We start from the raw sequence: 24,791 nt of genomic DNA, 5'->3' as shown, positions 1-24,791 counted from the left end.
GGATGACTCCGTTTCTACTTTGTTGGGGCGCCTTGGAGCGTCACGATAATGGATCGAAGGGCGGGCCGCTGGCCCACCCGGATTCTTTTCAGGGGGCGTTCTCCCCGCGCTGGCGTACGCCGGGCGCGGTGGGGATTTCGGCGGGCCGTGCCGGCACCACCGGCGGGGGCGGCGCCACCACCCCCATGGATACGACGTACTTCAGGGCGGAGTCCACGCTCATCTGCAGGTCGATGACTTCGGCGCGCGGCATCATCAGGAAGAAGCCGGACGTCGGATTGGGCGTGGTGGGAACGTAGACGCTGACATGGTCGCCCGGCAGATGCGTGGCGACTTCGCCGCTGGGGATGCCGGTCAGGAAGGCGATGGTCCAGGAGCCCTGGCGCGGATACTGCACCAGCACGGCCTGGCGGAAGGCCTGCCCGTTCGGCGCCAGCACGGTATCGCTGACCTGCTTGACCGAGTTGTAGATGGAGCGCACCAGGGGAATGCGGCCCAGCAGCTTTTCCCACTGGTCCAGCATGGTGCGGCCCAGCAGGTTGGCGGCGAAGACGCCCGTGAGCAGCACCACCAGGATGACCAGCAGGAAGCGGAAGCCCGGAATGTCGACGCCGAACAGGGACTCCGCCGACAGGAAGCCGGGAACGAAGCCTTCCAGGGTGGCGATGAGCACGCCCAGCACCCAGACGGTGATCACCAGCGGAACCCAGATCAGCAGGCCCGTGATGAAGTACTTCTTGAAGATGCGCATCGCCATGACGGGGACGTCAGGATGCCGCGGCGGGCGGTGTCGCGGGCGTGGCGGCCGGCGCGGCGGACGAGGCCGGCGCGGAATCGCCGGACTTGGCGGCGCCGCCATCGGCCTTGGTTTCGGCCTTGCCGTCGCTCTTGGCTTCCGTCTTGCCGCCGCTCGCGGCGGCGTTCGAGCCACTGCCGCCGTTGTTGCGGAAATCAGTGACGTACCAGCCCGAGCCCTTCAGCTGGAAGCCGGCGGCGGTAACCTGCTTGGAAAAGGTGCTGGCGCCGCACTCGGGGCATACCGTGAGCGGCGCATCGGAGATCTTCTGCAGTACGTCCTTGGCATGGCCGCAGCTGCTGCATTTGTAAGCGTAGATAGGCATTCAATCCACTCCCAGGCCCGCCGGCACGAAACAACCCGCCCGAGTGCGCCGCCGTGGAGACGAGGCGGCGCGGCTGGAGCGGGGCCGGCAAAAATACGGGAAAGTCTTGAATTTTAGCGGGTTTTTGAGCCAGGCCCATGACTGCGATCACACCGCGGCGCGGGCCCCGGCCGGGGTCGCCGTCAGACCGGCAGCAGGAACATCGCCGCCGCCACCAGGGTCGGCAGCAAGGCGGCCAGAAAAAGCCGCCCCGCGGAGATGCTGCCGTCGGGAAAGTGGTTCTTCAGGATGGCGAAGCCGGCCGGATTGGGGGCGTTGGCGATGACGGTAAGCCCGCCGCCGGTGACCGCGCCGGCCACCAGCATGTAGCGCCAGGTCTCGTTGGTGCCCTGCACCAGCGAGCCCAGGTAGGTCAGGGCCGCGTTGTCGGTGATCGCGGTCAGGGCGGTCGCGCCCCAGAACAGCAGCGTGGAGGACAGGTCGCCCAGCAGATCCTGCAGCCACCATTGCTGCAGGCCGCCCAGCACGACCAGCCCGGCCAGGAAGAAGCCGACCATCAGCCCTTCCTTGATCATCAGGCGGTTCTGGTGGCGCTTGTAGGCTTCGGTGAAACCGATGAACAGCATCATCAGGCCGAGGAAAATGGCGGGATGGTGGGCGTTCAGGACCACGGCCACCAGGAAAACCAGGTGCATGGCGATCACGGGCAGCGGTACCGGACCGCGGCCGTTGTCCCGAGCCGGGGCGGCCTGCCCCGCGTCGCGCAGCGCATCGCGGCACACGAAGGTCAGCACGCCGGCATTGACGAAGACCGCCACGGCCGCCCGCCAGCCGAAATTCGCCGCCATGTGCGCCGCATCCCAGCCGAAGGTGGACGCCACCATCAGGACCGGCGGCGCGGCGTAGGAGGTGAGGACGCCGCCGATGGACACATTGACGAACAGCACGCCCAAGGTCAGGTACTTGAAACCGGCGCGGCCGCTCGTGCGGAAATAGGCGTCGCGCAGCAGGATGGCCGCCAGCGTCATGGCCGCGGGTTCGGTGATGAAGGACCCCGACAGGGGAACAATGGAAAGCACGACCAGGTAGGTGCTGAGCTCGTTGCGTATCGGCAGCACGCGGGCGATGCCGCGCACGACGGCGTCGACGAACTCCAGGATGGGGCGGCTGGCGGCGACGACCATGATCACGAAGACGAACAGCGGTTCCGTGAAGTTGCGCGTGTCCATGTACTCGATGGCCTTGCCGCTGCCCGCCAGCAAGGCCATGGAGACGATCAGCACGAAGGCCCAGACGCCGAATACCGCTTCCACCTCCGCCAGCATGTGCCAGACCCCGGCGTGCGGGCCGTTGCGGTGCGCCATGCGGGCAAAGAAAGGAACCGAAAAGGTATGCAGGACGGCGATGGCGAACAACAGGGTCGCGATCGCTTCGATCGTGGTGGGCATGGGGCTGGACTACCTCTGGACGGGTCTTGATCAACGCTACGGATACGATCCGTACGGAAGCAGGGACTATACCGAACTGCGCAGGGTATTCTCCACAGTTCGTGCGTGTTTGACCGAGTCCGACGCCGGAACGCTTCAACGAATGGAGTTCGCATGACGGTTCTCAGATCCCTGCTGTTCGCTCCCGCCAACCACCCCCGCCGTGTGGAGAAAGCCCTGACGCTGCCGGCCGATGCGGTGATCCTGGATCTGGAAGACGCCTGCGCGGTGTCGGAAAAAGTCGCCAGCCGGGCCAAGGTCAGCCAGGCCATGGCCCTGCCGCGCCACTGCCTGGCCTACGTGCGCGTCAATCCGCTATCCACGGAGTTCGCCTACGGCGATCTCGTCGAGACCGTGCGTCCCGGGTTGGACGGAGTGGTATTGCCCAAGGTGGAATCGGCCGGCGAACTGCTTACCGCGGACTGGCTGATCCGCCAGCTGGAGCGCGAGCGCGGCATGCCCGAAGGCGCGGTGGACCTGATGCCCATCATCGAAACCGCGCGCGGCCTGGCCAGCCTGCCGGAAATCCTGGCGGCCACGCCGCGCGTGAAGCGCGCCGCCTTCGGGGCGGGCGACTTCACGCTGGACCTGGACCTGACGTGGACGCGCGACGAAAGCGAGCTGAACGCCTACCGCGCGCAGATGGTGCTGCATTCGCGCGCGGCGGGCGTGGAAGCGCCGCTGGATACGGTGTGGGTGAATCTGCAGGATACGGAAGGCTGCGCGGCGTCGGCGCGCAAGGCGCGCGAGCTGGGCTTCCAGGGCAAGCTGTGCATCCATCCGGACCAGCTGCCGGCGGTCAATGCCGCCTTTTCGCCCAGCGCCGCGCAGATCGAACGCGCGCGCCGTGTGCTGGACGCCTTCGCCGAGGCCGAAGCGCAAGGCTCGTCGGCGATCCAGCTGGACGGCCAGTTCATCGACTATCCCATCGTCCATGCCGCGCGGCGCGTCATGGCGCTGGCCGAGAAGATCTCGCCTCGGTAAAGCCAGACTGCCGCCCAGGCGCAGCGCGCGCTCGCACGCGTGTTGCGCCCGCGCGCCGGCCGCCCGCGCAAGCGGGCCAGGGCGCCCAAGACGCCGCCCTGGCCATCCGGCGGCTTACCAGCTGTACCGATAGCCCACCTGGCCGAACACCCCCTTGCGCTCTTCGCCGCCCAGGTTCTTCGCCAGCTTGATGGTGGCGTAGAGCTGGCCGCCCTTGCCCACGGCTTCATTGATGCCGAAGCCGACTTCACCCCAGGTGCGCCCGAAATCCGAACGCACCGAGGTGCCGCCCACGGTCACCGCGCGCGGCGGGACGAAGTCATGCAGCACGTCGAAGGTCAGGTACGGCGTCCCGGATCCGGCACCGTCCTCCGTCTTCACATTGGGCGCGAACAGGCGGAAGCCCAGGCGTCCGCGCAAGGCATTGCTGCTATTGCCGGACACGCGCGAGATACCGTCGTCGAAGCTGTCCAGCTTCAAGTACTGGTACACCAGCTGCGCCTGCGGTTCGATCGCCAGTTTCGGCATCAGGGCGAAGGGCTTGCCGACCTCCTGCGACAGCGCGATGCCGAAACCGTTCTGGTTGCCGCCATTGCCGTACACATCGTCGTACTTGTTCCGGTAATGCGTGACCTGCGCCACCGAATCCCAATAGCTGCCGTCGCGCCAGTACTTGGTGTAGTACCCGCCCAGGCTTTGCGCCTGCGTCGTCGCGCTGCCTGCCTTGTCCGACAGCGTCGCGTTCAGATCGCGCTTGCCGTCCTTGAAGTCGGAATCGGTCACGCCCAGGGTTGCCGTCACGCCCGCGTGGGTGCTGCCGCCTTCCTCCGATTGCGACAGGGTCCAGTCCTTGCCGAACTGCATGAAGAAGGTGTGCTGATTCACCGAGAAGCGGCTGCCGGAATCGGCGTTCAACCCGTCGCCGCCGATGCGCCCCCAGAAGCCGTCCTTATTGCCTTTCTGGTTCTGTTCGGTGGCATAGACGTCGCCCACGCGTTCATGCAGGCGGCCCAGCATCGCGAAACCGTAGTCCAGGTTCAGCGCCGGCATCATGGTGTAGCCGGCCACAGCCGGGCGATACGCCACGGGACCGGTCGGCGTGGGATCGCCGGGCGCCGTGGGGCCGCCCAGCGTGGAGCGCAGGTAGTAGTCGTCCGCGCTGGCGCTGCCGCCCCGATACAGCAGGTATTGATAGGCGCCAGCCTGTACCGGCGCGGCAAGCTGGAAGGCGCCCGGGGCCGTGCTGCCGCCGCCGGTGGCCGCCACCACATTGATGCCGTCGCCCGTGGTGCGCGCACCTGACCCGCCGGTGTTATTGATGCGCAAGGCCGTGGTGCCGGTCGCGCTGCCGCCGTTGATGACCAGGCGATCCGACGGCGCGCCGTCGCCGGCGACGTAAGTGTTCAGCGCGATGGTGCCGCCATTGCCCGTATAGCTGCTGGCCGTGACGGTTTTGTAGCTGGCCGCCTGCCTGGGATCGCCGGTGGGCGCCTGGTAGGCGATGATGCCGGCGTTCGATAGCGCGGCGGTTTCCGAGCTGGCCGTCACGTTCCATGCGCTGCTGGCGTCGATACTGACATCCAGCGGATCGATACGGCCCGTCAGGGTCGTGCCATTGCGCAGGACTACCGAGCCGCTGCTGCCGGCATCGGCGATCAGGTCGCCGTTCAATGTGACGCCCTGCGCATCCAGGTTGACCACGCTGGCGTTCGTCAGGTTCAACAGGGTGCCGGTCGAGGCCGTGATCGCGGTGCCCGGACGCACACTGATATTGGCGCGGGCGCCGGTCACTTCGATGGCGTTGCCGGCCTGGGCGTTCACCGTTCCGCCGTTCAGCACGATGGTCGACACGTTGCCGGTGCCGGCGAGGTCGGTGACCGCGATGGCCGCCGTGCCGCCCTGGACGGTGCTGTTGTTCAAGGTCACCGTGCCGCCCGCGTTGGCGAGGACGCCGGGGCCGGCCACGCTGCGCAGCAGCGTGCCGCTGGCGGTGGCGGCTCCCGCCGGCCCTTCCACCCGCAGGGCCGCTGCGTTGGCGCCGCTGGTCGTGACGGATCCACCCATCAGCCGGGCCGTGGCGCCGCTGTCCAGCATGACGCCCGAGGCCACATCGCCGGCCGTGACGACCATGGCATTCGCCAGCTGCAAGGTGCCGGCGCTGCTGATGTGGATGCCGGCCGCGCCGGCGCCACCGGTGGCGATGCGTCCGCCGTTCACCACCACGTCGCCGTTGGCGCCGGAGGAACTGATACCGGCGGACCCCGCTCCGCTGGTCGTGATATTGGTATCGGTCAGCGCGATCACGCCGCCGGCGGCCTGGTTGTCCAAGGCCATCCCCGATCCGGAAACGGTGATGCTGCCCGCGGTGCCGACCACGCTGCCGCCCACCGCGGTCGGGTCCAACAGGATGCCGTCGGCCGAGCCGCTCGCCTGGATGGTACCGCTGCCGGAGAAAGCCACCGAAGCGCCGGCTCCCGTCAGATGCACCGCGGCCGTGCCGTCATCGGCGCGGATCACGCCATTGTTCACCAGGCTGGCGTTGGCGCCCTGCACCAGCGCGCCGTCGCCGTGCGCGACCTGTATCGTCGCATTGTTGTCCACCGTGCCCTGCGCGCCCACCACCACGCCGGTGGACGACCTGCCGGTAAAGGTGATGGCGTTGTTGTTGACCAGCGTGCCCTGGTTGCGCGCGACGAAACCCACCACGCCGTCGGACGCCGACTGGATGGCGGCGTTGTTCACCAGCGTGGTCGGCAACGCGTCGCCCGACGCCGCGCCGGTGATGTCATGGCCCTGGCCGTCGACGATGCCCGCCGTCGCGCCGGCGTTGGACAACAGAATGGTCGTACCGGAATCGATGGTGCCGGCGGCGCCGCCTTCGTTGACGATCGCGACGGCCCCACCCGCGCCGCCCGCCGCGCCGTTGACGCGCCAGGTCGAATTGCCGGTCGACAGCGTGGTCCCCAGGCCGGTGGCGACGACGCCGCGCGCATCCCTGCCCGCGACCGTCGTATCGAAGGCGCCGGCGACCGAGGCGCCGGTGAAGGCCGCGCCGTCCGCCACGCGGAACAGCGTGGACCGTTCGGTATCCACCGTCATCGTCGTGGCCGACACATTGATCGCCGAGCCCGCGCCCGCCGCGAAGAAGCCGATCTGGTCCGTTCCGCCCAGGAAGCGGGGCACCGCACCGGCCGCGACATTGACCGTGCCGCCGTTCTGGGCGAACACGCCGATCGCGCCGACGCCCCCCAGATTGATCGCGCCGCTGACCGCGGCCACGCCCTGCGCGCCATCCACCCAGACGCCGAAGTTGCGCGTGCCGCTGGCGGGATCCGCATTGCCGTTCACGTTGATGATGCCCGTGGATTCGGCATTGGCGGCGATGCCGGGATCGGCATTGACCATGACGCCGATGCCGTTGACGCCATCGACGTTGATGGTGCCGGCATTGCGAACGATCGCGCCGGTGCCGGCGGCGCCGTTGTCGTCCGCCAGCATGCCGATGTTGGCGATCGGCGTCCCGCCGGCCGCGCCGTTAATGTCTATCGTGCCGTTGTTCTGCAGCAGCGAACTCAAGGGCGCGGTCGAATACATCGCGACCGCGTTCTGCGCCTGCGTACCGATAACGATCCGCCCGTTGTTGATGGCGCTGTCCCCCGTGTCCATGATGCGCACGCCATAGGTCGGGCCGGCGATCTCCACGTCCGGTACGGCGTCGGTGGTGGCGTACTGCGCGGCCCGGCCGATATAGAGAAGCCCGCTCGCGCTGTTGGTGAAGCTGCCGCCGCCCCTGACGTTCACGCCCACGACCCTGGCGGTGTAGCCGGGGTTCACGCCGATGTTGACCGTACCGTTGTTGGTCCCGGCCGCGCCGTTGGCCAGGCCGATACCGGTGGTGGTGTAGCCGTTGAAGCTCATGCCGGACACGTTGACCACGCCGTCGTTCAGCACGGTCGTGCCCTGCCCGGTCGCCATGATCCCCGAGCCGGTGTAATAGAACAGATCGTCGGTGGCGGTGTTGGCCTTGTCCCCCGCCAGATACCCCGCCGACACCACGCCGTTGGCGGCGTTGACGAAGCGCGAGCCGCTTTCCACCTGGGCGACCTGCTGGATGACGTTGCCCGACAGGATGCCGTGATTGGTGACGACGGCGCCATTGGTGGCCTTGACCGCGCCGGAGGCGCGCACCATATCCAGCTGCGCGCCCGCGGCGATGGTGGCGCCGCCGCGCGCACCGTTGGCCAGGATGGCGTAGCGGTCGCCATTGGGCACGCGGGTCAGGTCGCCGTCCGAGGTGTTGGTCATGTAGGTGACCGGCGTTTCGACGGTATTGAAGGCCTGCGCAAAGGCGGTGTCGTACGCCAGTTGCGACGTCAGCACGCCATTCTTCAACGCGTCGACCAGCACATTGTTGTAGGCCGCCAGCTCGGCGGCATTGGTGACGGTGTACGCAGCGCCGTTGAAGTTGACTGTCCCGGCGTAGGTGGTGACGGGCACGGTGACCGTCAGGCGGCCATTCGCGTCCGGCGTGGGCAGGCCCGGATCGATCCCCATGTCGATCGCATTGCGCGATTGCCAGACGACGCGGCTATCGGCGTTGCCGCTGCCATCCGCCGAGGTCAGATAGGTCTGCTTGGACACCATCAGGATGGCGTTGGACGACGGCGAGCCCGTCGGCGTCGCGCCCAGATTGACGTTCAAGGTGCCGCCGCTGTTCTCCACGCGGCCCAGCGACGCCTTGTAGTACATGTCGCCATTGACGTCTTCGAACTGATTGACCGGCGTGGACAGATTCGACTGGTCCGCCAGCGCCGCGGAGTCGAAGGTCCTGAACACGACGTTGGCGCCGGTGGCGGGATTGCGCGCGCTGACCGCCACATTCTGCGGGCCGGTGACCAGGGCGCTGGAGTTGAAGCTGCCGGAGATCACGTTCACCGTGCTGGCCGGCACGGTGGTGTTGCCGTTGTAGCCGGTGCCGACCACCGAAGTGCCGCGCAGCGTGACCGTCTGGCCATGATTGACCACCGCCTCGCCCACGCCATCGTTGCTGCCCGGCGGGTTGTAGTCCGCGATCGTGCAGTGGCCGCCCGCGGGCGCGGATTGGTCCGGCGTGCCGGTCTTGCAGCTGGAAGCCGACGCCAGGCCCGGCGCGAGCATACCTGCCGCCACCAGGGAAAACAGCGGTATCGCGGCGCGCGCCGACAGCGCGCGGCGTGCGCGGCTGGAAGTCGTCGACGCCGATTTGGCGCGTCCGCGGGTGACCTCCGACGTAACGATGAATTGCTGCCTGGCCGAATTCCAGACTGTCTTATGGAACCGATTCATTTTTACGGGCCTGCCATGTCATACGGTTGAGGACCTCCGCTTGGCGTAATGCGGCGCAAGCGGAAGCGTTGGCCCATGATTCGGTCGAATCGTCTCGTAACCAATTGACGATTCGGTCTACGGCGTACAGGCGTCGTGAAGGCGGCTGAGCGCGCCGCGCAGGGCGCCGGGTGTAGGGACGGATGAAGGCCGCGCGCGGCGCCACTATGAAAAACGTCGGCACCGAAGGACGGTTAAGCCCGCGGTCAGGGCAAACGGTCTAGGGCAAAGGCCAGGGCACATTCGTCCGGCCTAAGCGAAGCGGGTGGATGGCCTGCGCGCGCCGGCGCGTCGCGGCCAAGCCACGTTCACCGGAGTCGCGCACCCCCGGGAAAACCCCGCCGTCGCAAGCCGGATTTCCGCTTCCGAATTTATTAATCAATCATTTAATATTTAGCGGCGCGAGCGCGATGCGGCGCGTGTCTTCAGCAAGATTCTCGAACCGCCGTTCCGGCCGCATTCGCGCCGGCGGCGGCCGCCGGCAAGGGTGAAGTACGGCAACGGAACGGAGGGCTTACATGCACAAGGCTTTATGGGGAATGGCCGCGACGGCGGCGCTTATCGCGGGCAGCGCCGCGCACGCGGCGGACACGGTAAAGATCGGCGTGATCCAGCCCTTGACCGGCTCCGTGGCGTACAACGGGATCGCCGACGTCAACGGCGCCAAGCTCGCGGTGGCGCAGCGCAATGCCAAGGGCGGCGTGCTGGGCAAGCAGGTGGAAATGATCATCGAAGACGGCCAGTGCCAGCCGGCCAAGTCCGTCAACGCGGCGGAAAAGCTGATCCAGAAGGATCAGGTTCCGGTGATCTCGGGGGCATTCTGCAGCTCGGCCACGATCGCCATCATGTCGGTGGCGGAAAAGTACAAGGTACCGCTGCTGTCCGGCGTGTCGTCCAAGACCGACCTGACGGAGCGCGGCAATAAATGGTTCTTCCGTTCGGCGGAAACCGACGCGCTGATGGCCCATGCCTTCGCGGAAATCCTGGTCAGGAACCTTAAGCTGAAGACCATCGCGTACATCGGCGTCAACGACGACTGGGGCCGCGGCGGCGTGGACGAGTTCTCGCGCCAGATCGAATCCATGGGCGGCAAGACCGTGCTGAAGGAGTACTTCGATCACGGCACCACGGATTTCTACACGCTACTGACGCGCGTGCGGGCCGCCAAGCCGGACGGCATCTTCGTCGCGGCGGAAACGCAGGACGGCTCCATCGTCGTCAAGCAGATGAAGGAGCTGGGCGTGACCAGCAAGGTCTTCGGCGTCGGCAGTTGGGCGACCGCGGACTTCGTCAAGCTGACGGGCGACGCGGCGGAAGGCATCCACGCCGCCGTGCCTTACGCGGCCACGATCGACACGCCGGCCAACAAGAAATTCGTCGCCGACTACCAGGCCGCCTACAAAGAAGCGCCGGGCAAGTATTCCGCCGCCGGCTACAACGCGCTGAACATCATCATGGACGCCATCGAGCGCGCCGGTTCGGCGGAGCCGGACAAGATACGCGCCGCGATGGAGAAGACCGACTACCAGGGGCCGAACGGCGAATTCCGCTTCGACGCCAAGCATCAGGCCTATGGCTTTGATGCGGTGCTGGTCCAGCTCAAGGGCGGGACGCCGGAGATCGTGTCGAAGACCACCGTGCAGACGCCCTGAGCTTTCCGGTTTCGACAGCAGTACGGCCGCGGCGCAGCCCAGCGCCGCCCGCGGCCGATCAATGCGGCATCGTGCAATGCGCGCCATGCGCCGCCGCGTCGCGCGCGGCGCCAGACTGGCCGCCCGGAGGAAACCCGTGTTCGATCTATTGCTGCAATTCCTGGCCAACGGGCTGGTCAACGGCACCTTCTACGCCTTGTCCGCGCTGGGCCTGACCCTGGTCTTCGGCCTGATGCGCCTGGTGAACTTTGCCCACGGCGAGTTCTACATGATGGGCGGCCTGCTGGGCTGGGGCTTGACGACCGTCCTGAACCTGAATTTTTTCGCCGGCCTGGCGCTGGTCATCCTGGCCATGGGCGCCATCGGCTGGATCGTCGACCGCCTCCTGATCGAGCGGGTGCGGGGCCAGGGTGAGGAACCGGGCATCCTGCTGACGATCGGACTGTCGATCTTCCTGACGAACACGGCCCTGCTGGTGGTCGGGACCGCGCCGCAGAAGGTGGTGGCGCCGGTGCCCGGCACGCCGGTATTCCTGGGGCCGGTGGTGCTGACGCAGGTGCGCGTATTCGCCGTGGCCGCCTGCGCCGTGGTGATCGTCGCCGCGCATGTGCTGATCCGCCATACCCGCCTGGGCAAGGCGATGCGCGCCACGTTCCAGGACCCGATGGCGGCGCGGCTGGCCGGCATCCCGACGGCGCGCATCTATGCCGCCACCTTCGCCATGGGCACCGCGCTGGCGGGCACGGCGGGCATGCTGCTGGGCTCCATCTATGTGGCGCAGGCCACCATAGGCGGGCTGGTCAGCCTGAAGGCTTTCGTGGTGGTCATCCTGGGCGGCATGGGCAGCTTCGCAGGCGCCATCGTGGGCGGCCTGATCCTGGGCGTGGCGGAGGCGCTGTGGGGCGGCTATCTGTCGACCGGTTCGGTGGATCTGGTGGGCTTCGCCCTGGTCATCCTGATTCTGTTCTTCAGGCCCTACGGCCTTTTCCCCACCCGGGCGGAGCGCGCATGATGAACGCGGAACGCAATTTCCTGGCGGCGTTCGTGCTGCTGATGCTGGCTTTCGCGCTGGGCATCAACGACGACTATCTGCTGCACATCGCCGTCCTGATCCTGCTTTATACGGTGCTGGCCAGCAGCCTGAACCTGATCGTCGGCTACGTGGGCGAATTCCCGCTGGGCCATGTCGCCTTCTTCGGCATCGGGGCCTACACGCTGGCGCTGGGGTCGACGCGCCTGGGCATCGCGCCCGGCCTGCTGATTCCGCTGGCCGGCGTGGTCGCCGCCCTGGCCGGCCTGCTGATCGGCGGCGTGACGCTGCGGCTGAAGGGTCCGTTCTTCGTCATCGTGACGCTGGCCTTCGCCGAAGTGCTGCGCCTGGTGGCGAACAACTGGATCGGGCTGACCAATGGGCCCATGGGCATTTCCAACGTGCCGCATCCGGCCTTCCTGGATGCGGCGGGCTGGCTGTCCGGCAAGCGCGGCTATGCGGTGCTGGGCGTGGCGCTGGCCGCCGCGGCCTTGTTCATCGCCTACCGGCTGGTGCATTCGAACGCCGGACGCGCGGCGGTGACGTTGCGCGAGAACCGCTATGTGGCGCTGTCCATCGGCATCGACCCGGTGCGCTATGCGCTGTTCGTCTTCACCGTCGCCGCTTTCCTGGCGGGACTGGCGGGTGGCTATTACGCGGCCTACATCTCCTACGTGGGACCGGAGGTCTTCGGCTTTCCCTTCACCATCTCGATGATCATCATGGTGCTGTTGGGCGGCAAGGGCACGCTCAGCGGACCTGTCATCGGCGCGGTGGCGGTCACGCTGCTGGAAGAGTACCTGCGCGAGTTCAAGGAGCTGCGGCTTTCGCTGTTCGGCCTGATCGTCATGGCGGTCGTGCTGTTTTCGCCGAACGGCTTCATGGGTTATGCGCGCCGCCTGACGCCGCGCCGTGCGTCGCCGGAAGCGGCCCAGACGGAGAAACGCCATGCTTGAAGTCCAGGGCCTGAGCAAATCGTTCGGCGGCATCCACGCCGTGCGCGACATCGATTTCCGCGTGGACGCGGGGCGGATCGTCAGCCTGATCGGTCCCAACGGAGCGGGCAAGACCACCTGCTTCAATCTCGTGACGGGCTTCTACGCGCCCAGCGCCGGACGCGTGCGCTTCCAGGGCCGCGACGTTACGGGCGCGCGGCCGCACGAAATGGCGCGCATGGGCGTGGTGCGGACCTTCCAGAAAACCAATGTGCTGAAGAACCTGAGCGTGCGCGACAACCTGAAGGCCGCGCAGTATCTGCACGCGCGGGCGCCGCTGTGGCGCACTTTCCTGCCCGGCGCCGCGCAGCACGCGGCGGAACGCGAGATCGCCGAGCGCGCCGAGCACATCGCGGCGCTGATGGGGTTGCAGGCGCGCTGCGACGCGCCGGCGCATGCCTTGTCCTGCGGCGAACTGCGGCTGCTGGAAGTCGGCGTCGCGCTGGGCGCGCGGCCGCGCCTGCTGATGCTGGACGAGCCGGCCGCCGGCCTGAACAGCCACGAAGCCATCGTCCTGGCGCGCCTGTTGAAGACGCTGCCCGGGACCTGGGTGGAAGCCATATTGCTGGTGGAGCACAACATGAATCTGGTCATGCAGGTTTCCGACCACGTGGTGGTGATGAACTTCGGCCAGAAGCTGGCGGCCGGCACGCCGCAAGAGATCCAGAGCAATCCGGCGGTGCTGGAAGCCTATATCGGGAAGGCCGCATGAGCGCCGTCCAGGAAACCGCCAGGGCGCGGACCATGCAGGGACAGGAGGAAACGCCCATGAACCGCGACGCGCTCCTGACGCTGGCGAACGTGCATGCCGGCTACGGCAAGCTCAAGGCATTGCATGGCGTGTCGCTGGAGATCATGCGCGGCGAGGTGGTCGCGCTGATCGGCGCCAACGGCGCCGGCAAATCCACGCTGCTGCGCGTGATCTCCGGCCTGATCGCGCCGATGTCCGGCGAAATCCGCTGGCAGGGCCGCGCCATCGGCGGCATGCCGGCACAGGACATCCTGGCCCTGGGCCTGGCGCATTGCCCGGAAGAGCGCCACGTCTGGGCCGAAATGACCGTGCAGGAGAACCTGGAGCTGGGCGCCTATCTGTGCCGCTCGCGTGCGGAAGCGCAGCGCCGCATGGCGCTCGCCTTCAGCCGCTTTCCGCGGCTGCGCGAACGGCAGCGGCAGCTGGCCGGCACCCTGAGCGGCGGCGAGCAGCAGATGCTGGCCATCGCCCGCGCCCTGATGTCGGCGCCGCGCCTGCTGATGCTGGACGAGCCCAGCCTGGGCCTGAGCCCCAAGATGGCCCTGGAGGTATTCCAGGTGGTCAGGGAGATCAGCGCGCAGGGCGTCACGGTGCTGCTGGTCGAACAGAACGTGCACAACGCGCTGGCCGTGGCCTCGCGCGCCTATGTCGTCGAGACCGGGCGCATCGTGGCGGAAAGAGAAGCGGGCGCGCTGTTGAACGACCAGGAACTGCTGAATGCCTATCTGGGCGCCTGAGGCGTGACCGGGATGGAAACCAGGAGGACCACAACAATGGATGGAATCGCCATGCAGAAGACTTTCCGGATCGGCCAGATCGTGCCCAGCTCGAACACGACGATGGAGACCGAGATTCCCGCCATGCTGATGGCGCGCCAGCAGATCCGGCCGGAGCGCTTCACCTTCCACTCCAGTCGCATGCGGATGAAGAAAGTCGTCAAGGAAGAACTGGCGGCCATGGACGCGGAATCGGACCGCTGCGCCGTGGAGCTCAGCGACGCCCGCGTGGACGTGCTGGGCTATGCCTGCCTGGTCGCCATCATGGCGATGGGCCCGGGATACCACCGGCAGTCGGAGAGCCGGCTGAAATCGCATACCGCCGCGAATGGCGCCGACGCTCCCGTGATCACCAGCGCCGGCGCGCTGATCGAGGCGCTGGACGTCATCGGCGCGCGGCGCATTGCCGTGGTGGCGCCCTATATGAAGCCGTTGACCCGGCTGGTCATCGATTACATCGCCAACGAAGGCTATGAGGTGGTCGACCACCGCGCGCTGGAAATCCCGGACAACCTGGAAGTCGGACAGCACGATCCGTCGCGGCTGCCCGGCATCGTCGCGGGAATGGACCTGTCTCGCGCCGACGCGATCGTGCTGTCGGCCTGCGTGCAGATGCCGTCGCTGCCGGTGGTGGCGCGGGTGGAGGCCATGACGGGCAAGCCGGTGATCACCGCGGCCATCGCCACCACCTACGCGATGCTGAAGGCGCTGGATATGGAACGCATCGTGCCGGGCGCGGGCGCGCTGTTGTCGGGAGCATACTGATATGCGAAGCAGCCTGCGCTACGGCGCGCACGTGCATGCGAACGGCATCCGCCAGCATTACCTGCGCTATGGACCCGGCCCGGCGGCCGGCGCGCGCGCGGCCCAGGGCGGCAGCGCCGCGGACCCGGTCATCATCATTCCCGGTATTACCAGCCCGGCCGTGACCTGGGGCTTCGTCGGCGAACGCTTCGGGCAGGTTTTCGACACCTATGTGCTGGACGTGCGCGGGCGCGGCCTGTCGCAGGCAGGCGATGACCTGGATTATTCGCTGGATGGGCAGGCGGACGATGTGAACGCCTTCGCCCAGGCCTTGGGCCTGGCGCGCTACAGCTATGTCGGCCATTCGATGGGCGGCCGCATCGCCATCCGCGCGGCCAGCCGGCGCCCGGCCGGGCTGGCGCGCATCGTCGCGGTGGACCCGCCGGTGTCCGGTCCGGGACGGCGCGCCTATCCGGCCCAGCTGCCGTGGTACGTGGATTCGATCGCGCAGGCCCGCCATGGCATGGGCGTCGAGGAGATGCGGCGCTACTGCCCTACCTGGACCGAGGACCAGCTGCGCCTGCGCGCCGAATGGCTGCATACCTGCGACGAACGGGCCATCCGCCAGAGCTTCGATGAGTTCCATACCGAAGACATCCACAGGCATCTGCCGGAACTCGACCTGCCGCTATTGCTGATCACCGCCGAGCGCGGCGACGTGGTCGGGGATGATGATGTGGCGGAAATACAGGCGCTCAAATCCGGGGTCCTGCACCAGCGCGTGCCTGGCGCGGGCCACATGATTCCCTGGGACAACGAAGCGGGCTTCTACGCGGCCTTCGGCGACTTCCTCGGCGCCGCCCTGCCCGCCGGTGTCCGGCAACCCTGACCTACGCAAGGAACCGAGCCATGCCCGTCAGCGATTACGAAATGGTGCGCGCCTGGACGCAGGTGCTGGCGCTTTCCGGCCTGCGGGCCGGCCAGTCGGTGACCATACTGACCAGCGCCAGCACGCATCCGCAGACCCTGGCCACCGCATTGATCGCAACCCAGTCGATGGGGGCGGTGGTCAATCGGCTGGACCTGCCGCCGGTGAACGGTGAAAAAGCCCTGAGCCGCGACGCGCTGGCCTATCTGGGCACCACGCCGCTGACCGGCAACAAGGCGGCCATCGCCGCGCTGAAGGCCAGCGATTACGTGCTGGACCTGATGACGCTGCTGTTCTCCCCGGAGCAGCATGAGATCCTGCAATCCGGCACACGCATCCTGCTGGCCGTGGAGCCGCCCGAAGTGCTCGCGCGCCTGGTGCCGACCGCGCGGGACAAGGCGCGTGTCACGGCGGCCGCGGCGCGCATCCGGGCCGCGCGCGAGATGCGCGTGACTTCGCCGGCGGGCACCAGTCTGCGGTGCCCGCTGGGCGATTTCCCCGCCATCAGTGAATACGGGTTTGTCGATGAACCCGGCCGCTGGGACCATTGGCCGAGCGGCTTCGTGTTGACCTGGCCCAATGAGGGCGGCGCCAGCGGCACCATCGTGATCGATCGCGGCGACATCCTGCTGCCGCAGAAGTGCTACGTGAACACTCCCATTACGCTGACCGTCGAGAACGGCTACGCGACCCGCATCGAAGGCGGCGTCGACGCCGAGCTGCTGGAGGCCTATATGCGCGGCTTCGACGATCCGGAAGCCTATGCGATTTCGCACATCGGCTGGGGCCTGCAGCCGCGCGCGCACTGGACCACGCTGTCGCTGTACGACCGCGAAGCGACGATAGGCATGGACGCGCGCGCCTATGAAGGCAACTTCCTGTTCTCGCTGGGACCGAACAACGAGGCCGGCGGGTCGCGCACGACGGCCTGCCACATCGATATCCCGCTGCGCGGCTGCACGGTCCGCCTGGACGGCGATGCCGTGGTGCGCGACGGCAAGGTGGTGGAGAACAAGGACCGGCACTGAGCGGCGCCGGCCGGCGCCGCCATGCGGGGACGGAGAACCTATGGATAGCGGAACCTTATGAAACACCAGGAAGAGGCGGTCTACCGCCAGCAAGGCTTCGGCGCCGACATGGACCTGAGCGGTCCGCCCGCGCTGTTGATCGTGGATTTCGTCAACGGCTTCGCCGATCCGGCGCGCTTCGGCGGCGGCAACATCGAAGCGGCCATCGCCGCCACCGTGCCCTTGCTGGCCCACGCCCGTGCGTCGCGCTGGCCGGTGGCCCATACGCGCATCGTCTTCGCCGACGACGACGGCGATGCCAACGTCTTCACGCAGAAAGTGCCCGGCATGCTGACGCTGAAGGAACACGACCCCGCCAGTGCCATCGTCGATGCGCTGGCGCCGCGTCATGGCGAGCTGATCGTGCGCAAGACGCTGCCGTCGGCCTTCTTCGGCACCAACCTGGCGCCCTGGCTGACGCGACATGGCGTGCGCACGCTGCTGGTGGCGGGCTGCACGACCAGCGGCTGCGTGCGCGCCAGCGTGGTCGACGCCATGTCGCACGGCTTCAAGCCGGTGGTGGCCAGCGACTGCGTGGGCGACCGCGCCATCGCGCCGCACGAAGCGAATCTGTTCGACATGCGGCAGAAGTACGCGGCGGTCATGACGCGCGACCAGGCGCTGGAAATAGTTGGATAGCGTGGCCCGCGCCGGAACGGCCCGCACCCGCAACGTAGCGTCCACCAGGGACGCGAGGAGAAGAGCATGAGCAGGAAATTACGCGTCGGCGTCATCGGCGGCGGCATCGGCGGAGCCGCGCTGGCGAACGCGCTGGCGCTGCGCGGCATCGAAGTCCGTTTGTTCGAGCGGACGGCGGCCTTCGGCCAGGTCGGAGCCGGTATCCAGATGACGCCCAATGCCGTGAAGGTCTTGAAAGCGCTGGGCCTGGGCGACGATCTGCGCGAAATCGGCTTCCTGCCGCAGGCCCTGGTCGGACGCAACTGGAAGACCGCGCGCGAGCAGTTCCGCATGCCGCTGGCCGGTGTATGCCCGCGCCTGTACGGCGCCGAGTTCTATCACGTCCACCGCGCGGACCTGCACCAGATCATGGTGCGCCGCATACCGGAAGCGTCGGTGTCGCTTTCCGCGGCGTGCGCATCGGTGCGCAACGAAGGCGCGACGGCGGTGGCGACCTTCGAGGACGGCAGCCAGTACGAGGCCGACGTGATCGTCGGCGCCGACGGCGTGCGTTCCGTGGTGCGGCGCGACCTGTTCGGCGACGAAGCGCCGCGCTTCACCGGCAATATGTGCTATCGCGCCGTCGTGCCTTTCGATGAGATGCCTTCCTTCGTCAGCCCCGACTCTTCGTTCTGGATGGGGCCGCATGGCCACGTCGTGACGTATTACGTGAGCCGCGGCAAGGCCGTCAACATCGTCGCGGTCAACGAGACCTCGCAATGGGTGGAGGAATCCTGGAACGCGCCGAGCAGCCGCGCCGAACTGCTGGGCGCCTTCCAGGGCTGGCATGGCAACCTGATACGGCTGTTCGAACGCGCGGACACGGTCTTCAAGTGGGGCCTGTTCGACCGCGACCCGATGACGACCTGGCACCAGGGCCGCATCACCCTGCTGGGCGACGCCGCGCATCCCATGCTGCCCTTTCTGTCGCAAGGCGCGGCCATGGCCATCGAAGACAGCCTGGTGCTGGCCACGGCGCTGGACCTGCATGGCGCGGACGTCGCCGCCGCCCTGCGCAACTACGAAGCCGAACGCCTGCCGCGCACCAGCCGCGTGCAGCTGGAGTCGCGCGAACGCGGCCGTACCTATCACCTGCCCACGCGCTGGGAACAGATCAAGCGCGACGTGGGCTATTGGTGGCGCGGACTGTTCAACCCGCATGCCGGCGGCATACGCGCCAACTGGGTCTACGAATACGACGCCACGGCCTTCAATGCCGCGCCGGAACCGCAACGCCGCGCGGCATGATGTGGGACAATTCGCCCGAAAAATCCACCCGAAGGGCAACATGCGAGAGGTAGGCAAACCCGCGGGCGGCGCGCGAGCACGCGCCGCCACTCCCAAGGCCGCCGGCGCATCCGCGCACGGACGTCCGGGCCGCCCCGAGGGCACCAACGGCAACCTGCGGGAAAAAATCCTGGACGCGGCGGAAAACCGCTTCGCCGACCTGGGCTACGCCGGCACCACGCTGCGCGACGTAGCCGATAAGGCCAAGGTGACGCAGGCCTTGATCAGCTATTACTTCGGCTCCAAGCATGGCCTGTACGAGGCGGTGTTCCTGCGCCGGGGCCGCAAGATCTCCGACGAGCGGATGGAGCGCCTGCAGGCCCTGCTGGGCGGCAAACGTCCGCCGGCCCTGCGCGACATCGTACGGGCCTTTCTGGAACCGACGCTGGACTTGCGGCGCACCGCCAAGGGCCGCGCCTTCATCCGCCTGCAGGCGCGCCTGCACACCGAGCCGCCCGAGATTTCGTACAAGCTGCGCAACGAGGCCTATGACGCTTCCACCCGCGCCTATGTCGACGCGATCAGCGCCGCGCGTCCCGACCTGGATGCCAAGGACGTCTACTGGCGCGTCACGCTGATGGTGGGCGCGTATATGTATGCGTTCTCGGATACGCACCGGCTGGAGGAGCTGGCCGGCGGCGTCTGCAACCCGGACGACGCCCAGGAAGTGATGGACCAGATCACCGCCTTCGTGGTGGGCGGGCTGGGAGCGCCGGCGGCCAAATAGCGGCCCGGGGCGTAATTTCCGCGAGCGCCTGTCTTGCCGGCGCCATGCCTGGATCCCACAATCCCTTGCGTGGACATGCGCGTCCACGGCAAAGCGACGGGAGCCGGCATGGCATACGGGACATCATCAAGGCGGTGCGTGGCGCCGTTCGGTCGGCGACGGGCGGCGGCCCGCCTGATGACGGCATGCTGGCTGGCGGTGGCGGCATCCACGGCTCATGCGAGCACGCAGGTTGGCACCGTACAGAATTATTCGGCCACCCCCACCTCGATCGCGCGGGTGCCGGGCACCCGCAAGGCCTACGTAAGCAGCCAGTCCGCGGCCTCCGGGCAGCAGATCGCCATCGTGGATACCCAAACAAAAACTGTAACCGGCTATGTGAGCGGCTACCCCGACTATTTGCCGGGCTTTATCGGCGTATCGCACGACGGCCGCATCGCGGCGGCGCTCGATTATCCGAAGAGCCAGGTCTATATCATCGATACCGGCAAGGACGCGGTGATCGGGCCGGTGACGTTCGATACGCCGCCGGATTACGACAACAGCTATTTCACGAGCGTCGCCTTCTCGCGCGACGGCAAGACGGCGTACACGACCTCCAGGGTTTTCGCCGAGGACCCGGGCGTTACCGTAATCGACGTCGCCAGCCGGAAGCAGCACGGCGCCATTCCGGTGACCGGCGTGTTTATCGCCACTTCGCCCACGCAGGACAAGGCCTACGTCGTGACCCGCGGCAAGGTCGACATCATCGACACCATCGGCAATACGGTCACCGGGTCGGTGGCCGGCCTGCAGACAACCATCAGCGGCTTTTCCCCCCAGGTGCTCGCCTTCTCCGACGACGGCGCGACGGCTTACATAGGGGGCATCAACGGCGACTCCCGCATGTCCATCGCCGTGGTCGATGCGACGCACGACCGCGCCATCGGCAGTATCCCCGTGGATGCCTGGTGGGGGTGCAAACTCGGCGACATCGGGGTCTATTCGATTGCCTTCGCACCGGACGGAAAGACGGCCTTCGCGGAGTTCGATAATTCGCGCTGCGCCAATATGGGCACCCTGGTTATCGATACGGCGACCCGCACGGCCAAGGGCACGATACCGGGGCTCCCCAATGGAGGATGGTTGCGGTCATGGTCAACGGGACAATCGACGCTTGCGACCAGTCCGGACGGGCGACACCTCTACGTCGGCATCGTCGGCCAATTCAACAGCGACCCCGACGATGTCGCCGTTGCCGACCTGGACCCGGCGACGCCGCAAGGCATATCGCCATCCAGCGGAACCACCAGCGGCGGCCAGGTTCGCATCAGCGGCGCCAACCTGGCTGGCACCACGGCCGTCTACTTCGGCGGTCCCGCCTATGAGGGCACGGGGCTGATGTTCGTGTCGGATTCGGCATTCATCGTCACGGCGCCGCCCCACCCGGTGGGCGTGGTGGATGTGACGCTCGTGAATCTTGGCGGCAATGCCACCATGCCGCGAGCCTTCACCTATGTCACCAGTCCCGCGCCATGAGCCATGCGCCGCGGGACCGCCGCTATGCCGTTGCCATCGACAACGCTTCTGGCGTTGCCACGCGTGCAGCGCCGCTCGCGGCGCGCCGGTCTTCCAATATCATGCGCGCGCCCTTTTCGGCGATCATGATGGTCGGCGAATTGGTATTGCCCGACGTGATGGTGGGCATGATGGACGCGTCGATCACCCGCAGCCCTTCGATGCCATGCACGCGCAGCCGCGCATCCACCACGGCGTGTTCGTCGACGCCCATTTTGCAGGTGCCGACGGGGTGGAAGATGGTGGTGCCGATGTCGCCGGCGGCGCGCGCCAGATCTTCGTCGCTTTCCAGCTGCGCGCCTGGCCGGTATTCCTCCGGCTGGTAGCCGGCCAGCGCCGGTTGCGCGACGATGCGGCGGGTCAGGCGCACGCTTTGCACCGCCACGCGGCGGTCTTCTTCGGTCGACAGGTAGTTGCACAGGATGTCGGGATGATCCGCGGCGTCCGGCGTGACGATGCGCACGTGGCCGCGGCTGGTCGGCCGCAGATTGCACACCGACGCGGTGAAGGCGGGGAAGGCATGCAGCGGCTCGCCGAATTTTTCCAGCGATAGCGGCTGTACGTGGTACTGGACGTTGGCGCGCGCATGCTCGGGGCCGGAGCGCGCGAAAGCGCCCAGCTGCGAAGGCGCCATGGTCAGCGGGCCGCGTTTCATGAACAGGTACTGCAAGCCCATCATGCCCTTGCCCCACAAGGTGCCGGCGATGGCGTTCAGCGTTTTCGCGCCGGTCACCTTGTAGATCAGGCGCAGTTGCAGATGATCCTGCAGATTGCCGCCCACGCCCGGCAGGTCGTGCAGCACCGGCACGCCATGCGATTGCAGCCACGCGCCGGGCCCGATGCCGGAAACCTGCAGCAACTGCGCCGAACCGATGGCGCCGGCGGACAGGACGACCTCGGCGCGGGCGCGCGCCAGCTGTTCGCCGCCCGAGGCGCCGCGAAAGCGCACGCCGACCGCGCGCCGGCTCTCGAAGGCGAGCCGGGTGACGCGCGCGCCGGTGACGATGCGCAGATTGGGGCGTTTCAATATCGGCTTGAGGAAGGCGCTGGACGCATTCCAGCGCACGCCGCGCCGCTGGTTGACGTCGAAGTAATCGCAGCCCTCGTTGTCGCCGCGATTGAAGTCGTCGATGGACGGAATACCCGCCTGCGCCGCGGCCTTGCGAAAGGCGTCGAGCAGGTCCCAGGACAGGCGCTGGCGCTCCACGCGCCATTCGCCGCCCTTGCCGTGATACGGGCCGCCGTCGCCGTGATAGTCCTCGGTCTGCCTGAAGACCGGCAGCACGTCGTCCCAGCTCCAGCCCGGATTGCCGGCCGCGGCCCAGCCGTCGTAGTCCTGCCGCTGGCCGCGCATGTAGATCATGCCGTTGATGGACGAACTGCCGCCCAGCACGCGGCCGCGCGGATAGCCCAGGTCGCGGCCGTTCAGGCCGGGGTCGGGCTGGGTGCGATAGCACCAGTCGGTGCGCGGGTTGCCGATGCAATACAGATAGCCCACGGGGATATGGATCCAGTGCCAGTTGTCCGGACCGCCCGCTTCCAGCAGCAGCACCCGCGTTTGCGGATCGGCGGACAGGCGGTTGGCCAGCAGGCAGCCCGCCGAACCCGCGCCGACGATGATGTAGTCGAAATCCATGCCGTCCATGGCGCCGGCCATCGCGCTGTGATCGGCGGCACCGCCGGTGCTGCCCGTACGGGCCGTATCGCCCGTGCGCGCGATCGCCTGTTCTGACACGCCTTCGCCCGTCGCCATCGCCATGGCTGTCTCCATATGTCTTATCCGCCAGGGCCCGCGCGCGCATCGCTCGCGGCCAGGACGCTTTGTCGTTTACCGCCCCGCCGTCATATCGACGGATCCGGGGCGAACCCTGGCGTTTTAGATCACTTGCCTGCCGAGGGCAAGGCCGCGACGGCCGCCGCGAGCGCCGCGCGCAGTTCGCCGTCGGGCGCGGTCATGGGGGCACGCGGCGTATCCTCGCATCCATGCAGGGCCGCCAGCACCGCCTTGACCGGCCCGGGGTTGGGATGCGCGTACAGCAGCCGGATCAAGGGCGCGAGGGCGTGGAAGATCCCGCGCGCCTCGGCCCACCGGCCCGCGGCGGCGGCCTCGAACATCGCGACGTGGATATCCGGCCGTACGTGGGCCGACGCGATGATGGCGCCCGCGCCGCCCAGGCTCAGGGTGGTCAGCGCCTGCAGGTCTTCGCCCGCCATCACGGCCAGCCGCCCGTCGGCGATCAAGGCGATGGTCTTGTCCAGGGAGCCGCCGCAGTCCTTGATGGCGACGATATTGGGATGCGCGGCGAGCGCCAGCAGCGTGGCGGTTTCCAGCGTCGCGCCGGTGCGGTAGGGGATGTCGTACAGCACCAGGGGCGCGCGCGAGGCGTCGGCCAGCGTCTCGAACCACAGCCGCAGGCCGTCCTGCGCCGGCCTGACGTAGGCGGGCGCGGATGCCAGCACGCCTGCCAGCGGCCGTTCGGAAAACGCCCGGATGCGGGCGATGGCATGGCGCAGATGGTTGCCCGACAGGCCCATGGCCACGGGGAGGCCGGCGGCTTCTTCCAGGATGGTATCCAGCACCAGCAGCTGTTCGCGCGCGTCCAGCGCGGCGGCCTCGCCGGTACTGCCGCCGGCCACCAGGCCGTGCACGCCGGATGCGCGGTAATGGCGCACCAGGCGGCGCAGCGCGGCCCGGTCGACTTCGCCGTGGCGGAAGGGCGTGATCAGCGGGATCCAGATGCCGCGGAACGCGGACGCGCGGGTGGCCGCGGGAGACGGCGCCGGTTCGGACGCGGACGCGGGCGCGAACGTGGGCGCGTGTTCAGTAGCGAGGGCGGGCATTTCCATATCGACTCCAATAGACGACCGTCGGCGGTCCGCTGGAAGCGCGCCGGACGCGTATGGATCGGTATGGAGTGAAGAAGGCCCCGCCCTGCCGCTGTTCCGTCGCTCTTCTGACGGAACAGCTGCTCCGGTCAGATGAGCGGCTGTTTTTTGGCTTTGGCGACGCGCGCGCGGGCTGGCGCCATGCCGGGGGCATGGGCAGCGATGTGCGGGGTAAGGAGCGTGCGCGTGGCCATGGGCGGCATCATACCCGGCGCCGCGCCGGCGCGCACGGCCGGCCCGGGCATCGCCCTACTTTGCCAGGCTATCCAGGAATACCTGGCACAGCGCCTCCATGCCGGCGCGGTCCTCGTCGTCGAAGCGGCCGGGCACGGGGCTGTCGACGTCGAACACGCCGATCAGCTGACCGTCGCGCATCAGCGGCACGACGATCTCCGACCGCGAAGCCGCGTCGCAGGCAATATGGCCGGGAAAGGCATGCACGTCGGGCACGACCTGGGTGCGCCGCTGGCTGGCGGCCGCCCCGCAGACGCCGCGGTCCAGCGCGATGCGCACGCAGGCGGGCTTGCCCTGGAAGGGGCCCACTACCAGCTCGGTGCCGTCGTAGAAATAGAAGCCGGCCCAGTTCAGCTCCGGCAACGACTGGTACACCAGCGCGGAAAAATTGGCGGCGTTGGCGATGCGGTCGCGCTCGCCGGCCAACAGCCCGCGCGCCTGCCCGGTCAGTTCGGCATAGCGTTCGGATTTGCTGGCGGCGGTGGAAGGTGCGGCGGTGAACATGTCGGTGGCTCCGGGATCC

20 protein-coding genes are annotated in these 24,791 nt (G+C 67.8%); 13 read left to right on the top strand and 7 right to left on the bottom strand.

Annotation, left to right across the window (positions count from 1 at the left end; genetic code table 11):
- Positions 1–88 precede the first annotated feature (88 nt).
- The 3 genes from ACNA0R_RS01190 to ACNA0R_RS01180 form a co-directional block, all read right to left on the bottom strand.
- Positions 89–751 (bottom strand): DUF502 domain-containing protein, encoded by a 663-nt coding sequence (locus tag ACNA0R_RS01190; protein ID WP_415824453.1) that lies wholly within the window; start codon positions 749–751, stop codon positions 89–91.
- A gap of 16 nt (positions 752–767) precedes the next feature.
- Positions 768–1,121 (bottom strand): FmdB family zinc ribbon protein, encoded by a 354-nt coding sequence (locus tag ACNA0R_RS01185; protein ID WP_415824048.1) that lies wholly within the window; start codon positions 1,119–1,121, stop codon positions 768–770.
- A 182-nt stretch (positions 1,122–1,303) separates the two neighbouring features.
- On the bottom strand, positions 1,304–2,569 hold the full coding sequence (locus tag ACNA0R_RS01180; RefSeq protein ID WP_415824047.1) for a putative Na+/H+ antiporter: 1,266 nt from the start codon (positions 2,567–2,569) through the stop codon (positions 1,304–1,306).
- 153 nt (positions 2,570–2,722) lie between these two features.
- Here ACNA0R_RS01180 and ACNA0R_RS01175 point away from each other — a divergent pair, with 153 nt between their 5' ends.
- Positions 2,723–3,592, top strand: a complete 870-nt coding sequence (locus tag ACNA0R_RS01175; RefSeq protein WP_415824046.1) for an HpcH/HpaI aldolase/citrate lyase family protein — start codon at positions 2,723–2,725, stop codon at positions 3,590–3,592.
- 114 nt (positions 3,593–3,706) lie between these two features.
- On the opposite strand, the gene ACNA0R_RS01170 is transcribed toward ACNA0R_RS01175, so the two are convergent.
- Entirely contained in the window at positions 3,707–8,917 is a 5,211-nt protein-coding gene (locus tag ACNA0R_RS01170; protein WP_415824045.1) for an autotransporter outer membrane beta-barrel domain-containing protein, read from the bottom strand.
- A gap of 557 nt (positions 8,918–9,474) precedes the next feature.
- Between ACNA0R_RS01170 and ACNA0R_RS01165 the strand changes: the two genes are divergently transcribed.
- The 12 genes from ACNA0R_RS01165 to ACNA0R_RS01110 all read left to right on the top strand — a co-directional run bounded on the left by ACNA0R_RS01165 (position 9,475) and on the right by ACNA0R_RS01110 (position 21,109).
- Positions 9,475–10,608, top strand: coding sequence for an ABC transporter substrate-binding protein (locus tag ACNA0R_RS01165; RefSeq protein WP_415824044.1), 1,134 nt, complete (start codon positions 9,475–9,477; stop codon positions 10,606–10,608).
- A gap of 136 nt (positions 10,609–10,744) precedes the next feature.
- Complete coding sequence (locus ACNA0R_RS01160; protein ID WP_415824043.1) at positions 10,745–11,620, top strand: branched-chain amino acid ABC transporter permease; 876 nt, start codon at positions 10,745–10,747, stop codon at positions 11,618–11,620.
- Positions 11,617–12,594 (top strand): branched-chain amino acid ABC transporter permease, encoded by a 978-nt coding sequence (locus ACNA0R_RS01155; protein ID WP_415824042.1) that lies wholly within the window; start codon positions 11,617–11,619, stop codon positions 12,592–12,594. Before ACNA0R_RS01160 ends, ACNA0R_RS01155 begins: the two co-directional genes overlap by 4 nt.
- Complete coding sequence (locus ACNA0R_RS01150) at positions 12,587–13,345, top strand: ABC transporter ATP-binding protein (protein ID WP_415824041.1); 759 nt, start codon at positions 12,587–12,589, stop codon at positions 13,343–13,345. The genes ACNA0R_RS01155 and ACNA0R_RS01150 overlap by 8 nt, the downstream gene beginning before the upstream one ends.
- A 56-nt stretch (positions 13,346–13,401) precedes the next feature.
- On the top strand, positions 13,402–14,121 hold the full coding sequence (locus tag ACNA0R_RS01145) for an ABC transporter ATP-binding protein (RefSeq protein WP_415824451.1): 720 nt from the start codon (positions 13,402–13,404) through the stop codon (positions 14,119–14,121).
- A 51-nt stretch (positions 14,122–14,172) separates the two neighbouring features.
- Positions 14,173–14,925, top strand: coding sequence for a maleate cis-trans isomerase family protein (locus ACNA0R_RS01140; RefSeq protein ID WP_415824040.1), 753 nt, complete (start codon positions 14,173–14,175; stop codon positions 14,923–14,925).
- 1 nt (position 14,926) lies between these two features.
- Entirely contained in the window at positions 14,927–15,793 is an 867-nt protein-coding gene (locus ACNA0R_RS01135) for an alpha/beta fold hydrolase (protein ID WP_415824039.1), read from the top strand.
- Positions 15,794–15,813: 20 nt separating this feature from the next.
- A complete protein-coding gene (locus tag ACNA0R_RS01130) occupies positions 15,814–16,860 on the top strand; it encodes a M29 family metallopeptidase (protein WP_415824038.1) in 1,047 nt (348 codons plus the stop codon).
- A gap of 57 nt (positions 16,861–16,917) precedes the next feature.
- The gene (locus ACNA0R_RS01125; RefSeq protein WP_415824037.1) at positions 16,918–17,538 is read left to right on the top strand and encodes an N-carbamoylsarcosine amidohydrolase; all 621 of its coding nucleotides are present in this window, start codon (positions 16,918–16,920) and stop codon (positions 17,536–17,538) included.
- A 66-nt stretch (positions 17,539–17,604) separates the two neighbouring features.
- Entirely contained in the window at positions 17,605–18,825 is a 1,221-nt protein-coding gene (locus tag ACNA0R_RS01120) for an FAD-dependent monooxygenase (RefSeq protein ID WP_415824036.1), read from the top strand.
- Between the two features lie 40 nt (positions 18,826–18,865).
- Positions 18,866–19,591 (top strand): TetR/AcrR family transcriptional regulator, encoded by a 726-nt coding sequence (locus tag ACNA0R_RS01115; protein WP_415824035.1) that lies wholly within the window; start codon positions 18,866–18,868, stop codon positions 19,589–19,591.
- Positions 19,592–19,768: 177 nt separating this feature from the next.
- Entirely contained in the window at positions 19,769–21,109 is a 1,341-nt protein-coding gene (locus ACNA0R_RS01110; protein WP_415824034.1) for an IPT/TIG domain-containing protein, read from the top strand.
- A gap of 22 nt (positions 21,110–21,131) precedes the next feature.
- On the opposite strand, the gene ACNA0R_RS01105 is transcribed toward ACNA0R_RS01110, so the two are convergent.
- The 3 genes from ACNA0R_RS01105 to ACNA0R_RS01095 all read right to left on the bottom strand — a co-directional run bounded on the left by ACNA0R_RS01105 (position 21,132) and on the right by ACNA0R_RS01095 (position 24,772).
- Positions 21,132–22,805 (bottom strand): GMC family oxidoreductase, encoded by a 1,674-nt coding sequence (locus tag ACNA0R_RS01105; RefSeq protein ID WP_415824450.1) that lies wholly within the window; start codon positions 22,803–22,805, stop codon positions 21,132–21,134.
- Between the two features lie 224 nt (positions 22,806–23,029).
- Complete coding sequence (dapA, locus tag ACNA0R_RS01100; protein ID WP_415824033.1) at positions 23,030–23,995, bottom strand: 4-hydroxy-tetrahydrodipicolinate synthase; 966 nt, start codon at positions 23,993–23,995, stop codon at positions 23,030–23,032.
- A 288-nt stretch (positions 23,996–24,283) separates the two neighbouring features.
- Positions 24,284–24,772 carry a GAF domain-containing protein gene (locus ACNA0R_RS01095; protein ID WP_415824032.1) on the bottom strand — a complete coding sequence of 163 codons (489 nt, stop codon included), beginning with the start codon at positions 24,770–24,772 and terminating at the stop codon, positions 24,284–24,286.
- Positions 24,773–24,791 lie beyond the last annotated feature (19 nt).

The sequence above is a fragment of the Bordetella sputigena genome, assembly GCF_965137885.1.
Lineage (GTDB): Bacteria > Pseudomonadota > Gammaproteobacteria > Burkholderiales > Burkholderiaceae_B > Bordetella_C > Bordetella_C sputigena.
This window is presented reverse-complemented; position numbering and strand designations above follow the sequence as displayed.